The sequence below is a fragment of the Nocardioides kribbensis genome, assembly GCF_015070375.1.
GTDB lineage: Bacteria > Actinomycetota > Actinomycetes > Propionibacteriales > Nocardioidaceae > Nocardioides > Nocardioides kribbensis.
In genome coordinates this window covers 438,091-452,045 of record NZ_JADCLL010000001.1, presented here as the reverse complement: position 1 = coordinate 452,045, position 13,955 = coordinate 438,091, and the positions used below count along the sequence as shown (strand labels likewise).

At 74.7% G+C, this 13,955-nt stretch carries 14 protein-coding genes and 1 riboswitch; of the genes, 8 read left to right on the top strand and 6 right to left on the bottom strand.

What is annotated here, in order from left to right:
- Positions 1–5: 5 nt before the first annotated feature.
- Together IR170_RS02185 and IR170_RS02180 are read left to right on the top strand one after the other, a co-directional pair.
- A complete protein-coding gene (locus tag IR170_RS02185; RefSeq protein ID WP_193661035.1) occupies positions 6–1,313 on the top strand; it encodes a hemolysin family protein in 1,308 nt (435 codons plus the stop codon).
- Positions 1,306–1,662 carry a cytidine deaminase gene (locus IR170_RS02180; protein ID WP_193661034.1) on the top strand — a complete coding sequence of 119 codons (357 nt, stop codon included), beginning with the start codon at positions 1,306–1,308 and terminating at the stop codon, positions 1,660–1,662. Before IR170_RS02185 ends, IR170_RS02180 begins: the two co-directional genes overlap by 8 nt.
- 18 nt (positions 1,663–1,680) lie before the next feature.
- On the opposite strand, the gene thiD is transcribed toward IR170_RS02180, so the two are convergent.
- Positions 1,681–2,589 carry a bifunctional hydroxymethylpyrimidine kinase/phosphomethylpyrimidine kinase gene (thiD, locus tag IR170_RS02175; RefSeq protein ID WP_319804874.1) on the bottom strand — a complete coding sequence of 303 codons (909 nt, stop codon included), beginning with the start codon at positions 2,587–2,589 and terminating at the stop codon, positions 1,681–1,683.
- Positions 2,586–3,302 (bottom strand): thiamine phosphate synthase, encoded by a 717-nt coding sequence (thiE, locus tag IR170_RS02170; protein WP_319804873.1) that lies wholly within the window; start codon positions 3,300–3,302, stop codon positions 2,586–2,588. Before thiE ends, thiD begins: the two co-directional genes overlap by 4 nt.
- A riboswitch (TPP riboswitch) is annotated at positions 3,293–3,388 on the bottom strand. (Overlaps the previous gene by 10 nt.)
- Before the next feature lie 68 nt (positions 3,389–3,456).
- On the opposite strand from thiE, the gene IR170_RS02165 reads away from it, so the two are divergent.
- The 4 genes from IR170_RS02165 to era are packed head-to-tail and all read left to right on the top strand — an operon-like array spanning position 3,457 to position 7,933.
- Positions 3,457–4,833 (top strand): FAD-binding oxidoreductase, encoded by a 1,377-nt coding sequence (locus IR170_RS02165; RefSeq protein ID WP_193661033.1) that lies wholly within the window; start codon positions 3,457–3,459, stop codon positions 4,831–4,833.
- Complete coding sequence (locus IR170_RS02160) at positions 4,830–6,113, top strand: class I SAM-dependent methyltransferase (RefSeq protein WP_251533325.1); 1,284 nt, start codon at positions 4,830–4,832, stop codon at positions 6,111–6,113. Before IR170_RS02165 ends, IR170_RS02160 begins: the two co-directional genes overlap by 4 nt.
- A 13-nt stretch (positions 6,114–6,126) precedes the next feature.
- Positions 6,127–6,930 (top strand): siderophore-interacting protein, encoded by an 804-nt coding sequence (locus IR170_RS02155; protein ID WP_193661032.1) that lies wholly within the window; start codon positions 6,127–6,129, stop codon positions 6,928–6,930.
- Positions 6,923–7,933 (top strand): GTPase Era, encoded by a 1,011-nt coding sequence (gene era / locus IR170_RS02150; RefSeq protein WP_193661031.1) that lies wholly within the window; start codon positions 6,923–6,925, stop codon positions 7,931–7,933. Before IR170_RS02155 ends, era begins: the two co-directional genes overlap by 8 nt.
- Before the next feature lie 33 nt (positions 7,934–7,966).
- Here era and IR170_RS02145 read toward each other — a convergent pair whose 3' ends face one another.
- From IR170_RS02145 to IR170_RS02135, 3 genes are all read right to left on the bottom strand, one after another.
- Entirely contained in the window at positions 7,967–8,830 is an 864-nt protein-coding gene (locus IR170_RS02145) for a septum formation family protein (RefSeq protein WP_319804872.1), read from the bottom strand.
- On the bottom strand, positions 8,827–9,681 hold the full coding sequence (locus IR170_RS02140; protein ID WP_227488388.1) for a septum formation family protein: 855 nt from the start codon (positions 9,679–9,681) through the stop codon (positions 8,827–8,829). The genes IR170_RS02145 and IR170_RS02140 overlap by 4 nt, the downstream gene beginning before the upstream one ends.
- Before the next feature lie 100 nt (positions 9,682–9,781).
- Positions 9,782–10,273 (bottom strand): flavodoxin family protein, encoded by a 492-nt coding sequence (locus tag IR170_RS02135; RefSeq protein WP_193661030.1) that lies wholly within the window; start codon positions 10,271–10,273, stop codon positions 9,782–9,784.
- 70 nt (positions 10,274–10,343) lie between these two features.
- Here IR170_RS02135 and IR170_RS02130 point away from each other — a divergent pair, with 70 nt between their 5' ends.
- Positions 10,344–11,273, top strand: coding sequence for a LysR family transcriptional regulator (locus IR170_RS02130; protein ID WP_193661029.1), 930 nt, complete (start codon positions 10,344–10,346; stop codon positions 11,271–11,273).
- On the opposite strand, the gene IR170_RS02125 is transcribed toward IR170_RS02130, so the two are convergent.
- On the bottom strand, positions 11,270–11,902 hold the full coding sequence (locus IR170_RS02125; protein WP_193661028.1) for a response regulator transcription factor: 633 nt from the start codon (positions 11,900–11,902) through the stop codon (positions 11,270–11,272). The genes IR170_RS02130 and IR170_RS02125 overlap by 4 nt on opposite strands.
- A gap of 301 nt (positions 11,903–12,203) precedes the next feature.
- Here IR170_RS02125 and leuA point away from each other — a divergent pair, with 301 nt between their 5' ends.
- Positions 12,204–13,955, top strand: coding sequence for a 2-isopropylmalate synthase (leuA, locus tag IR170_RS02120; protein WP_193661027.1), 1,752 nt, complete (start codon positions 12,204–12,206; stop codon positions 13,953–13,955).

Genomic DNA, 13,955 nt, shown 5'->3' with positions numbered 1-13,955 from the left:
CGGCGGTGACCTCGGGCGATCTCGGGCTGCTGGCGACGGCGGCCGCCCTGGTCGTCCTCGCCGGCGTGTTCTCCGCGGCCGAGGCCGCGCTCGCGTCGTTCTCCCGCGCCCGGGCCGAGGAGCTGCTCGCCGAGGGGCGCCCCGGCGCGCGCCGGCTCGTCGTCCTGCTCGAGGACCCGCCGCGCTACCTCAACACCGCTCTGCTGCTGCGGCTGCTGTGCGAGATCTCGGCCATCGTGCTGGTCGCCGACCAGATCGACGAGGCCTACGACGGCGCGTGGTGGCGCAGCGTCGTCACGGCGATCCTCGTGATGCTGGTGGTCTCCTTCGTCGCCGTCGGGGTGGCCCCGCGCACGGTGGGACGCCAGCACGCCGAGACCGTGGCGCTGCTGTCGGCCGGCCCGCTGGCCGTCATCACGGGTGTCCTCGGCCCGCTGCCGCGGCTGCTGATCGCGGTCGGCAACGCCATCACCCCGGGGCGGGGCTTCCGGGAGGGTCCCTTCTCCACCGAGACCGAGCTGCGCGAGCTCGTCGACCTGGCCGAGGCGTCCTCGGTGATCGAGACCAGCGAGCGCAAGATGATCCACTCCGTCTTCGAGCTCGGCGACACCACGGTGCGCGAGGTCATGGTGCCCCGCGGCGACGTGGTCTTCCTCGAGCGCCACAAGGACCTGCGCCAGGCGCTCTCGCTCTTCCTGCGCTCGGGCTACTCCCGCGTGCCCGTGGTGGAGGAGAACGTCGACCACATCGTCGGCATGGCCTACCTCAAGGACATCGTGCGCCGCGACTTCGAGGCCCCCGAGGTGGCGCTCACCCAGCGCATCGACGAGGTGATGCGCCCGGTGCACTGGGTGCCGGAGTCGAAGCCGGTCAACGCGCTCCTCACCGAGATGCAGGCGCGGCGCCAGCACGTCGCGGTGGTCGTCGACGAGTACGGCGGCACTGCCGGGCTCGTCACCATCGAGGACATCCTCGAGGAGATCGTCGGGGAGATCACCGACGAGTACGACGTCGAGGAGGTCGAGGTGGAGGTGCTCGGCGACGACGTGTTCCGGGTCTCCTCCCGCTATCCCGTCGACGACCTCGACGAGCTCTTCGGCCACCGGGTCGAGGAGGAGGACGTCGACTCCGTCGGCGGCCTCATGGCCAAGCACCTCGGTCTGGTGCCGATCGCCGGCTCCGAGGTCGAGGCCCACGGCCTGCGCTTCACCGCCGAGCAGACCACCGGGCGGCGCAACCGGATCGGCACCGTGCTGATCAGCCGCGTGCCCCCGCAGGACCCCGCCCACGACGACGAGGAGCACGATGACTGAGCCCCGCACCGAGGAGACCTCCGCCGAGGACCGCAAGCTGGTGACCCTGGCGCGCGCCACCCGGGCCCGCACCGGCGCCGCGGAGGGCGCGGCGGTCCGCGACTCCGACGGACGCACCTACGCCGCCGCGACGGTGGCGCTGCCCTCGCTGGCCGTGTCGGCCGTCGGGGTCTGCGTGGCGATGGCGGTGGCCTCGGGCTCGAAGGGGCTGGAGGCCGTCGTCGTGCTCACCGACGCCGACGCGGTCGCCGACACCGACCTCGCCGCCGTGCGCGACCTGGCCGGGGCCGGGGTCGTGGTCCACCGCGGCGACGCCCGCGGCACCCTGCTGGGCACCACGACCACCTGAGCCGCGCCGGGGCCGGGGTCACGGGGCCGCGGCCCACCACGCGTGCAGGTGGTGCACGGGACCGTGGCCCGTGCCGACCTCCAGCTCCGGCCCGTGCTCGATGGCGCCGCGGAGCCAGGTCTTGGCCGTGCGCGCCGAGCCGGCCCAGTCGGCCGTGCGGGCCAGCAGGGTGGCCATCGCCGCCGACAGCGAGCAGCCCGTGCCGTGGGTGCCGGTGCTCGCCAGCCGCCGTCCCGGCAGCTCGAGCAGGCCGCCCGGCACCACCGGCGTCGCGGCGGCGTCCACGAGGGCGTCGGGACAGCCGGCCTCCCCGCCGCGGTCGCAGGCGCTGCGCGCCAGGTGCCCTCCCTTGGCCAGCACGACCGCGCCGGTGCGCGCCGACAGCTCGGCCGCCTGCGCGAGCGCTCCCGACCAGTCGGGTGCCGCGGGCCGGTCGACCAGGACCGCCAGCTCGGCGAGGTTGGGCGTCAGCAGGTCGGCGCGGGCGCACAGGTCGCGCACGGCGGCCTCGGCGTCGGCGTCGAGGAGCCGGTGGCCGCTGGTGGAGACCATCACGGGGTCGAGGACGACCAGCGGAGGGGCGACGCGGTCGACCCAGGCCGCGACCTCGCCGACCACGTCGGCGCGGGCCAGCATGCCCACCTTGACCGCGTCGACGACGATGTCGTCGGAGACCGCGTCGAGCTGGGCGCGCAGGAAGGACGGCGGGGGCACGTGCACGGCGCGCACCCCGTGGGTGTTCTGCGCGGTGAGGGCGCTGAGGGCGGCCATGCCGTAGCCGCCGTGGGCGGCGATGCTCTTGAGGTCGGCCTGCACGCCGGCGCCGCCGCTGGGGTCGCTCCCGGCGATGCTGAGCACGCGGGGCAGGTCCCTGGCGCGCAGGCCCGGTCGCGCCCGGCGCCCCGCGGTGGTGACGGGGCGGCTCACGGGGTGCCCCAGGCGGTGACGAGGGCCGCGGCGGCGCGGCGCGGGTCGGGGTCGGCGCAGACGGCCGCGACGACGGCGGCCCCCGCGGCGCCCGCACCCCGCACGGCGGCGAGGTCGCCTGCGACGACGCCGCCGATCGCCACGCAGGGCAGGCGCCCGGCCGCGGCCACGACGGCGGCGAGGCCGGTCGCGCCGGTCACCGGCGGGTGGTCGGCCTTGGTGGTGCTCGCGCGGAAGGCGCCGACCCCGAGGTAGTCGACCGTGCCGGGCGGCAGGTCGCCCGCGCGGGCGGCCAGCGCCGGGGTGGGGGTGGTCAGCCCGACCAGCGCGTCGGGGCCGACGAGGCGGCGTACGAGGTCGACGGGCAGGTCGCGCCGGCCCACGTGCACGCCGTCGACCGCGAGGCCGCGGGCCCGCGCGGCGAGCAGCACGTCGACGCGGTCGTCGACCACCAGGCGCGCCCGGTCGCGGCACAGCTCGGCCACCTCGCCCAGCAGCTCGAGCACCTCGCCGTCCGGCTCGGTCTTGGCGCGCAGCTGCACCCAGCGCACCCCGCCGTCGAGGGCGGCGGCCACCGTGGCCACCACGCCCCGCGGCCGGCAGGCACGGGTGTCGGCGACCAGCAGGACGCCGCCGGGGCGCCACCGGGCGGGGTCGGGCCGGATCGGGTCCGGCCGGATCGGGTCAGGCTGGATCGGGCGTGGCTGGTCCACGGCGACATCCCTTCGCTAGTGCGAGCTAGATCAGGTTCGACGGGTCTGCTCTCAGCCCGCGTCGGCGGGCACCCCGTGTCGTCCGCCACGGTACGACGGGAGGCGACACGGACCCGACTCCCGGGCGACACGACCCGGGAGTAACGTGCGGCGGGTGGCTGAGAGCGGTGCTTGGAGACAGCATGAGGAGGCGGTCGCCCGCCTGCTGACGTCGTACGCGGACCTGGCGCCCGACGCCCCCGTGCGGCTGGCCAAGCGCACCTCCAACCTGTTCCGGCCCCGCACCGCGACCACGTCACCGGGCCTCGACGTGTCGGGCCTGACCGGCGTGATCGAGGTCGACCCCGGGCGGCGCACCGCCGAGGTGCAGGGCATGTGCACCTACGAGGACCTCGTGGCGGCCACGCTGGCCCACGGGCTCGTGCCCGAGGTGGTGCCGCAGCTGCGCACCATCACCCTCGGTGGCGCGGTCACCGGGCTGGGCGTGGAGTCGACGAGCTTCCGCCACGGGCTGCCCCACGAGTCGGTGCTGGAGATGGACGTGCTCACCGGCGCCGGCGAGATCGTCACGACCCGACCTGGTGAGGACCTCTTCGACACCTTCCCCAACTCCTACGGCTCGCTGGGCTACGCCACGCGGCTGCGGATCTCGCTGGTCGCGGTGCCGTCCTTCGTGGCCCTGCGCCACGTGCGCTTCGCCGACGCGAAGGAGCTGGCGGCGGGGATCGCGGCCGTGGTCGGGTCGGGGGAGCACGACGGGGTGCGGGTCGACGGTCTCGACGGCGTCGCGTTCTCCCCCGACGAGCTCTACCTCACGCTGGCCACCTTCACCGACCGACCCGGCGGTCCGGCGTCGGACTACACCGGCCAGCAGGTCTTCTACCGCTCCCTGCAGCAGCGCGAGCACGACGTGCTGACGACCGAGGACTACCTCTGGCGCTGGGACACCGACTGGTTCTGGTGCTCGGGGGCCTTCGGGGTGCAGCGCCCCGTCGTACGACGCCTGTGGCCGCGGCGCTGGCGTCGCTCCGACGTCTACCACCGCCTCGTCGGCCTCGACCAGCGCCTCGGCCTGGTCGACCGCCTCGACGCCCGCGCGGGCCGACCGCGGCGCGAGCGGGTGGTGCAGGACGTCGAGGTGCCGGTCGAGCGGCTGCCCGACTTCCTGGCGTGGTTCGACGACGAGGTCGGCATGCGCCCGGTGTGGCTGTGCCCGCTGGTCTCCCGCGGCACCAGCGGCGGCGGGCGCTGGCCCACCTACCCCCTCGAGCCCGGTGAGACCTACGTCAACGTCGGCTTCTGGGGCACCGTGCACGTCGGCGACGACGCCGACGACGGCCCGACCAACCGCGCCATCGAGGCCGAGGTGCACCGCCTCGGCGGGCACAAGTCCCTCTACTCCGAGGCCTTCTACGACCGCGAGACCTTCGACCGGCTCTACGACGGGGCGCACCTGGCCGCCGTCAAGGCCCGCGTCGACCCCGACGACAGACTCACCCACCTCTACGACAAGGCGGTGCGCAGGCAGTGACCGGCTCCACGACATCCACCCTCACCATCGGCCAGGCGGTCGAGACCCTGCTGCGCGACGGCATGCCGGTGCGGTTCCGGGCCTACGACGGCTCCGTCGCGGGCCCGCCCGACGCCGAGCTCGGCCTCGAGCTGCGCACCCCGCGCGGGCTGTCGTACCTGCTCACCGCGCCCGGCGACCTGGGCATGGCGCGCGCCTACGTCTCCGGCGACCTGGTCGTGCACGGCGTGCACCCCGGCGACCCCTACGCCGTCATGCGGCTCCTGCAGAACCACCTGCGCTTCCGCAAGCCCACCCCCGGTGAGCTCGTGACCCTCGTGCGCGGGCTCGGCCTGGGCCACCTCAAGCCGCCGCCGCCCCCGCCGCAGGAGCACCTGCCGCGCTGGCGGCGCGCCGTGGAGGGCCTGCGCCACTCGCTGACGCGCGACGCCGAGGTCATCAGCCACCACTACGACGTCTCCAACGCCTTCTACCGCCACGTGCTGGGCCCCTCGATGGCCTACACCTGCGCCGTCTACCCCGACGCCGACGCCTCGCTGGAGGAGGCGCAGGCCGAGAAGTTCGACCTCGTGTGCCGCAAGCTCGACCTCAGGCCGGGACAGCGCCTGCTCGACGTGGGCTGCGGCTGGGGAGGCATGGTGCGCCACGCCGCCCGGGAGTACGGCGTGAAGGCGCTCGGTGTGACGCTGTCGCGCGAGCAGGCGTCGTGGGCCAAGGAGGCCATCGACCGCGACGGCCTGGGCGACCTCGCCGAGGTGCGCCACAGCGACTACCGCGAGGTGCTCGAGACCGACTTCGACGCGGTCAGCTCGATCGGGCTGCTCGAGCACGTCGGCGTGCGCAACTACCCGGCGTACTTCTCCTTCCTGCGCGAGCGGCTGCGCCCCGAGGGCCGGCTGCTCAACCACTGCATCACCCGCCACGACAACGCGGTCACCGAGACCGGGGCGTTCATCGACCGCTACGTCTTCCCCGACGGCGAGCTGACCGGGTCGGGCACGATCATCGCCACCGCCCAGGACGCGGGGCTGGAGGTCGTGCACGAGGAGAACCTGCGCCGCCACTACGCGATGACCCTGCGCGACTGGTGCGCCAACCTCGTCGAGCACTGGGACGAGTGCGTGGCCGAGGTCGGCGAGGGCACGGCCCGGGTGTGGGGGCTCTACATGGCCGGCTCGCGGCTCGGCTTCGAGCGCAACGAGATCCAGCTGCACCAGGTGCTGGCGGTGCGCACCGGCGAGGACGGCTCCGACGGATTGCCACTGCGGCCCACCTGGTGACTAACCTCGTCCGGTGAGCACCCGCGCCCAGCAGTACGCCGCCGTGGTGCTGCGTCGCGAGCAGCGCAGCGACCACCTCGTGCGCCTGGTCCTCGGCGGGCCCGGTCTGGCCGGGTTCGTCTCGACCGGCGTGCCCGACGAGTGGGTGGGCCTCGTGGTGCCGGGCCAGTTCCAGAGCCGCTACTACACGGTGCGCTCCTGGGACGGCACCGAGCTCGTGCTCGACGTCGTCGTGCACGACGTCGGCCTGGTCACCGAGTGGGCGGCACGGCCGGCCGAGGAGCTGGTGGGGGAGACCGTGACGGTCACCGAGCCCAAGGGCTCCTTCGCCATGCCGGCGGGAGCGGCCTGGCTGATGCTGGTCGGCGACCTCACCGCCCTGCCGGCCATGGCCCGCATCGCCCAGACGACCACCCGGGCCGACGGCGTGAGGGCCGCGGTGCCGACCCGGATCTGGGTCGAGGTGCCCGAGGTGCCGACCGGCTACCTGCCCGAGGGCCTCGACGTGACCTGGCTGCCGCAGCCCGGCGAGGGCCGCTCCCGGCTGGCCGAGGTCGTCGAGGAGCTGGACTGGCCCGCCGACGAGGGATACTTCTGGATGGCGGGGGAGTCCTCGCAGATGCGGGCGATCCGCAAGCACCTGATGCGCGAGCGGTCGCTGCCCAGCACGGCCTACGACGTGATGGGCTACTGGCGCGGAGGCGCCACCCGTCAGCCACGCGCGGTCGACCCCGGCCCCATCTGGCGGGCCGGCAAGGCAGCGGGCAAGACCGACGAGCAGATCTGGGCCGACTACGACGAGGCGCGACATGAGTGAGACCCCCACGACCCCCGGCAGCAGGTCGGGCCGCACGTCCGGCGAGCGCCTCGACGACCACCGCGCGGGCGGCGGTGCCGACGGGAACGCCGGCTTCCGCAGCGGCTTCGCCTCCTTCGTGGGTCGCCCCAACGCCGGCAAGTCCACGCTGACCAACGCGCTGGTCGGCTCGAAGGTGGTCATCACCTCCTCCAAGCCCCAGACCACCCGCACGGTGGTCCGCGGCATCGTGCACCGCACCGACTCCCAGCTCGTGCTGGTCGACACCCCGGGGCTGCACCGCCCCCGCACCCTGCTCGGCGAGCGGCTCAACGACCTGGTCAAGACCACGCTGGCCGAGGTCGACGTCGTCGCCGTCTGCTTCCCCGCCAACGAGAAGATCGGGCCCGGGGACCGCTTCATCGTCGCCGAGATGGCCAAGGTGCGTCGCACGACCAAGGTCGCCATCGCCACCAAGACCGACCTCGCCACGCCCGAGCAGATCGGTCAGCACCTGCTCGACATCGCCGCGCTCGGCGCCGAGACCGGCATCGAGTGGGCCGAGATCGTGCCGGTCTCGGCCCAGGCCGGCGACCAGGTCGAGCTGCTCCAGGACCTGCTCGTCGCGCTGCTGCCGACCGGCCCGCAGCTCTACCCCGACGGCGAGCTCAGCGACGCCCCCGAGGAGGCGATCGTGGCCGAGCTGATCCGCGAGGCCGCCCTCGAGGGGGTGCGCGACGAGCTGCCGCACTCCATCGCCGTCGTGGTCGAGGAGATGGGGCTGCGCGAGGACCGCCCCGAGGACCGCCCGCTGCTCGACATCCACGCGTCGGTCTTCGTGGAGCGCGACTCGCAGAAGGGGATCATGATCGGCCACAAGGGCTCGCGCCTGCGCAAGGTCGGCTCCGACGCCCGCGTGCAGATCGAGGCGCTGCTCGGCACTCCGGTCTACCTCGACCTGCGCGTCAAGATCGCCAAGGACTGGCAGCGCGATCCCCGCCAGCTGCGCCGGCTCGGCTTCTGAGCCCGCCGCCGCGGAGCCGGTCCGTCGGACCGGTCAGTCCGGCACCCAGCACAGGCCGTAGGTCTGCCCGTCGGCCCACTGCTCGGCGGTGGGCCACTCGTAGCCCCAGCGGAAGCTGAGCGGGTCGGCCGCGGCGTCGCGCCCGGCGTCCTCGCACGGCGCCTCCCCCCGGGTGCGCACGGTGTCGACCCCCGGGTAGGCGCCGGTGCCGAGGTCGACCACCGAGATCGCCCGCCAGGAGTGCGGGCGCGAGCACACGACGCGGGAGAAACCGGCGGTGCCCGGCTCGGCGGTGCCGCACACGCCGTAGCGCGCGCGACCGGCCTCGGTGTCCAGCACGCCCGCGAGGACCCCGGTGAGCGGAGCGAGCCGCTCGTCGGCGGCCAGCGCGATGACGTCGCAGCGGTACCAGTCGGCGCCGGCGTCGGACTCCTCCACGGTGGGGGTGAACCACACCGCGCGCAGCATGCTGAGGCGGCGGTCGGCCTGCGTGCCGCCGAGGAAGCCGGCCAGGCGCTCGGGGCAGGTGCGCGCCACGGCGGCCTGGACCCGGTCGGAGTCGATGGCCAGCAGGTGGCCCCCCGCGAGCGCGTCGACGGTGCCGACGGCGAAGGTGCGCGCCGTGTCGCCGCCGCAGTCCACCGGGCGGGCGTCGACGGTCGGCGCCAGGGCCGCGGCGTACGACAGGCGGTAGCAGGCGCCCTCCGCGGGCCGCGCCACCGGCTCGGCGGTCGGGGGAGCGGTCGGGGTCGGGCTCGCCGAGGCCGACCCGGGGCCCGACGGTGTCGGGGAGGACGACGGCTGCGGGTCGCCGGAGCCGCCGCTGCACGCGGCGAGCAGGGGGAGCACGAGGGCGAGGGCGCCCAGACGGGTGCGCAGGCGGCGCAGGCGGGTCACCGGTCGGTCCTCGCCCAGCACACCGAGCGGCGGTTTCCGCCGTCCCACTCGGCCTCGTGGAAGTAGGTGTAGCCGTACTCGTAGGTGGGCGGGTAGCCCAGCCACGCCCCCACCGACTCCGAGCAGAAGTCGCGGGAGCGGACCTCGGAGAGCCGGTCGCCGGGATAGGGGTCGCCGGCCTCGCCGAGCTTGATGGTGGTGACGGCGCGCCAGGTGTGGGGCTCGCTGCACGGCACCCGCGGCGACCCGGCGACGGTCGCGCCGTCGGCGCAGACCAGCCACCGGTCGTCGACGCGTCCGGTCAGCAGGCCCTCGGCGGTCTCGGGGAGCTCGACGTACTCCTCGCTCTGCTCGCTGCCACCGACGAGGTCGCACCGGTACCACCGCGCGCCCTCCTCCCAGGCGGCCTCGGAGGGGCGGAACCACGCCCACGCCACCACGGTGCGCATGACGGTGCTCTCGTCGGCGCCGAGGAAGGCCATCTGCTGGGCCGAGCAGGTGTCGTAGGCGAAGGCACCCAGGCGCGGGTCGTCGTAGGCGGCGTCGGAGAGCTCGTCGGGCAGCGGGCCCACGGCGTAGGTCTGGGCGGTGTGCGGCTCGGAGCAGTCGACGGTGCGCGTGGCGTCGGAGGGCTGCGCGACGTCGTCGGGGGTGAGCACGCGGCACGCGCCCAGCTCGGGTGCCTCGACGGCGTCGACCTGGGCGGGGTCGACCTCGGGGTCGGCCTGGGCGCCCCCGCTGCAGGCGCTCAGCAGCGCGGCGAGGGCGAGGGCGGCCAGCACGGCGGTGGGCCCGGGGAGCGGGCGCCGTCGGGGGACCAGAGAGGCGTGGGGCAGCGGTGCGTCGGGCAACGCGCTCCTCCGGTGCTGGTCTCGGCCCGGCACGACGCCGGGTGGTGGGTCGGACACCGGGATGCTACCGGTGGGGGCGCCGGCGAGGGGCGGGAGTGGCTCAGGCGTCGGGCGACACCAGGGCGGCCAGCGTGGCGCCGAGCTCGTAGGCCGCGTCGCGGGCCCGTCGGTCGACGTCGCCGACCACCTCCAGCACACCGGCCGCCTGCCGCCACGGCAGCGCCCCGGTGATCGTGAGCACCGACCGGGTCGCGCCGGTGGTGTCGTAGCGCCCGTGCACCCACAGCCCGAAGGGCGTGCTGGCGCCCGCACCGGAGGCGGCGGAGCCGTCCTCGGACAGCGAGCCGCCGACCTGCAGGAAGACGGAGTCGAAGAAGTGCTTGAGCGCTCCCGACATGTAGCCGAAGTTGGCCGGGGTGCCGAGCACGAGGCCGTCGGCGGCGAGCACGTCCTCGGGGCTCGCCGACAGCGCGTCGCGCACGACCACCTCGACGCCGGTGACCTCCTCGTCGTGGGCCCCGGCCTCGACCCGGTCGGCCAGCTCCGCGACGACGGAGGTGGGGGCGTGGTGCACGAGGAGGAGCCGGCTCATGGGCCGACCGTAGCGACCGGTCGCCGCGCTGCGGGGGTGCGGCAGCGCCGCGGGCACTAGCGTGCTGCCCGTGAGCTCCCTCCCCGACCTGCCGGCGCTGCGGCTGCTGGTCGACGTGGCCCGGCTGGGCAGCATCGGCGCGGCCGGACGCGCGGCGGGGATCTCCCAGCAGAGCGCGTCGGAGCGGCTGCGGGCGGTCGAGACGCAGACCGGGCTCTCGCTGGTGCAGCGCTCCACCAGCGGCTCGACCCTCACCGCCCACGGTCGCCTGCTCGTGGAGTGGAGCCAGGACCTGCTCGACCGGGCCGACGAGCTCGACCTCGCCGTGCGCACCCTGCGCTCGGAGGGCACCCGCGAGCTGCACGTCTACGCGAGCATGACCACCGCGGAGTTCCTGCTCCCGCGCTGGCTCGTGCGGCTGCGCCAGCAGCGCGCGGCCGGCACGGTCGCGCCGGTCGCGGTCAGCCTCCACGCGACCAACTCCGAGGCGGTGGTCGCCGCGGTGCGCGACGGCAGTGCCGGGCTCGGGTTCGTCGAGGGGCCCGTCGACCTGCACGGGCTGGCCACCAGGCCGGTGGGCACCGACGAGCTGGTGCTGGTGGCGGCGCCCGACGACCCGTGGGCGACGAGGCGCACCCCGCTGCCGGCCGCCGGGGTCGCGGCGCGGGCGCTGACCACCCGCGAGCCGGGCTCGGGCACCCGCCGTGTGCTGGAGGACGCCCTGGCCGCGGCCGGTCACGTGGCCTCGGCGCCGGAGGTGGAGCTGACCACCAACGCCGCGGTGCTGGCCGCCGTGCGGGCGGGCAGCCCGCCGGCCTTCCTCAGCCGCTGGGCGGTGCGCCGCGACGTCGAGGCGGGCGATGTGGTCGAGGTCGCCACCACCGGGCTCGACCTCCACCGGGTGCTGACCGCGGTCTGGCAGGGCAGCTCCCGACCGCCGGCGGGGCCGGTGCGGGACCTGCTGGCCATCGCCGCCGGCCCGGGCGAGGCCCGGCGCTAGCCGGTCCAGCCCTGGCGGTGCGCCCAGGCCACGGCCTGCGTGCGCCGGCTCACCCCGGTCTTGGCGTAGACCTGGCGGACGTAGGTCTTCACCGAGTTGACGCTCACGAAGAGCGCAGCGGCGATCTCGCTGTTGGACAGCCCCCGGCACAGGAGGACGAGCACCTCCGACTCGCGGCCCGACAGGCCCGGGAAGGCGGGCGGGCCGGCCAGGGCCGGCACGGCGTCACCGCGGTGCACGGCCTCCACCGCCACGACCAGCTCGGCCGCGGGGGCGGTCTTGGCGACCCAGCCGTCGGCGCCGGCGTCCAGGGCGCGCTCGACCGCCGAGGCGTGGGTCTGCCAGGTGTGCACCAGCACCGGCACACCGGCCCCCCGCGCCAGCCAGGCCAGCAGGCGGGCCTCGTGCCCCGGTCCGGGCGTGAACGGGTCGCACAGCACCACGTCGACCCCGGCCAGGGCGTCGGACCGATCCACGGCGTCCTCGGGGAGGAGGTCGACCACGACGCGGTGGCGGTAGGGCGTCAGCATCCCGACCAGCCCCGCAGCCACCAGCTCCGACTCCGCCAGCACCCCGACGCGCAGCGGGCGGGGCCGACGCCGTGGGGCACGAGGAGGTGGTGCGGTCACGGACGGGAACCTAACCGCGAGGCGCACGGCAACGACACGGGTACGCCTCGCCCGGAGGGGTGAAATTTCCGTGAAACCGAGCGGCGGGCGCCCGCTGCCCCGGTCGCGGCTCGAGCCGTGAGACGACAGTGTCGCGCGGCCGGGCCCTCCCCGGCCCTGGGTTATGGTGGTGGCCTCATGACGCGACAGCCGCTCCTCCTTCGCTGCCGCAGCGAGGTCTGAGCCAGAGCCGGACCCCCTCGCTGCGGAGTGCACCAGTGCGCGCCGGCCGCCCACGGCCCCACCCAGCGAGGACCTGACCATGAGCAGCACCCGGATCGACCTGAGCAACACCCACAACGCCCAGCGCCCCAGCGGCATGCCGGTGCACCGCTACGAGGCGTTCCAGCCCGTCGACCTGCCCGACCGCACCTGGCCCACCCGCAAGATCACCCACGCCCCGCGGTGGCTCTCCACCGACCTGCGCGACGGCAACCAGGCGCTGATCGACCCGATGACCCCGGCGCGCAAGCTGGAGATGTTCGACCTGCTCGTGCGCATGGGCTACAAGGAGATCGAGGTCGGCTTCCCGTCGGCGAGCCAGACCGACTTCGACTTCGTGCGCCAGCTGGTGGAGGGCGACCGCATCCCCGACGACGTCCGCATCTCGGTGCTGACCCAGGCCAGGGAGGACCTCATCGAGCGCACCGTGGAGTCGCTGGTGGGCGCCGACCGCGCCACCGTGCACCTCTACAACGCCACCGCCCCGCTGTTCCGTCGCGTCGTGTTCGGGGTGACGCCGCAGGAGTGCACCAGCATCGCGGTGCGCGGCACCGAGCTGGTGATGAAGTACGCCGAGCAGCACCTGGGCCGGGCCATCGAGGAGTTCGGCTACCAGTACTCCCCGGAGATCTTCACCCAGTCCGAGACCGACTTCGCCCTGTCGGTGTGCGAGGCGGTCTCCGACGTGTGGCAGCCCGAGCCGGGCCGCGAGATCATCCTCAACCTGCCGGCGACCGTCGAGATGTCGACGCCCAACACCTACGCCGACCAGATCGAGTACTTCTCCCGCGGCCTGACCCGGCGCGAGGTCAGCGCCATCTCGCTGCACCCGCACAACGACCGGGGCACGGCGGTGGCCGCCACCGAGCTGGCGTTGATGGCCGGTGCCGACCGCGTCGAGGGCTGCCTCTTCGGCCACGGCGAGCGCACCGGCAACGTGTGCCTGGTGACCCTGGGGATGAACCTCTTCAGCCAGGGGATCGACCCCCAGATCGACTTCGCCGTCGGCGGCGGCATCGACGAGGTGCGCCGCACGGTGGAGTACTGCACCCAGCTGCCGGTGCACCCGCGCCACCCCTACGCCGGCGACCTCGTCTACACCGCCTTCTCCGGGTCGCACCAGGACGCCATCAAGAAGGGCCTGGAGGACCTCGACCGCCAGGCCGCCGAGCAGGGCCGCCCGGTCGGGGAGATCCGCTGGGAGGCGCCCTACCTGCCCATCGACCCCAAGGACGTCGGTCGCACCTACGAGGCCGTGATCCGGGTCAACAGCCAGTCCGGCAAGGGCGGGGTGGCCTACGTGCTCAAGGCCGAGCACAAGCTCGACCTGCCCCGCCGCGCGCAGATCGAGTTCAGCCGCGTGGTCCAGGAGCGCACCGACGCCGAGGGCGGCGAGATCACGCCCGACGAGATCTGGGCCGTCTTCCGCGCGGAGTACCTCGACCGGGAGGCCCCGCTGCGCCTCGACGCGGTGCACACCAGCTCCGCGGCCGGCGAGAAGGACGCCCTCGACGTGAACGTCTTCGTCGACGGGCAGGCCCAGTCGCTGCACGGCACCGGCAACGGCCCGCTCTCGGCCTTCTGCGACGCGATCAACGCGCTCCCGCAGGACTGGGACGTGCGGATCCTCGACTACGCCGAGCACGCGCTGACCGCCGGTGGCGACTCGCTGGCCGCGGCGTACGTCGAGTGCTCGGTGCGCGACCGCATCCACTGGGGCGTCGGCGTGGACGCCAACATCGTCACGGCCTCCCTGCAGGCCGTGGTGAGCGCCGTCAACCGCGCAGGCTGA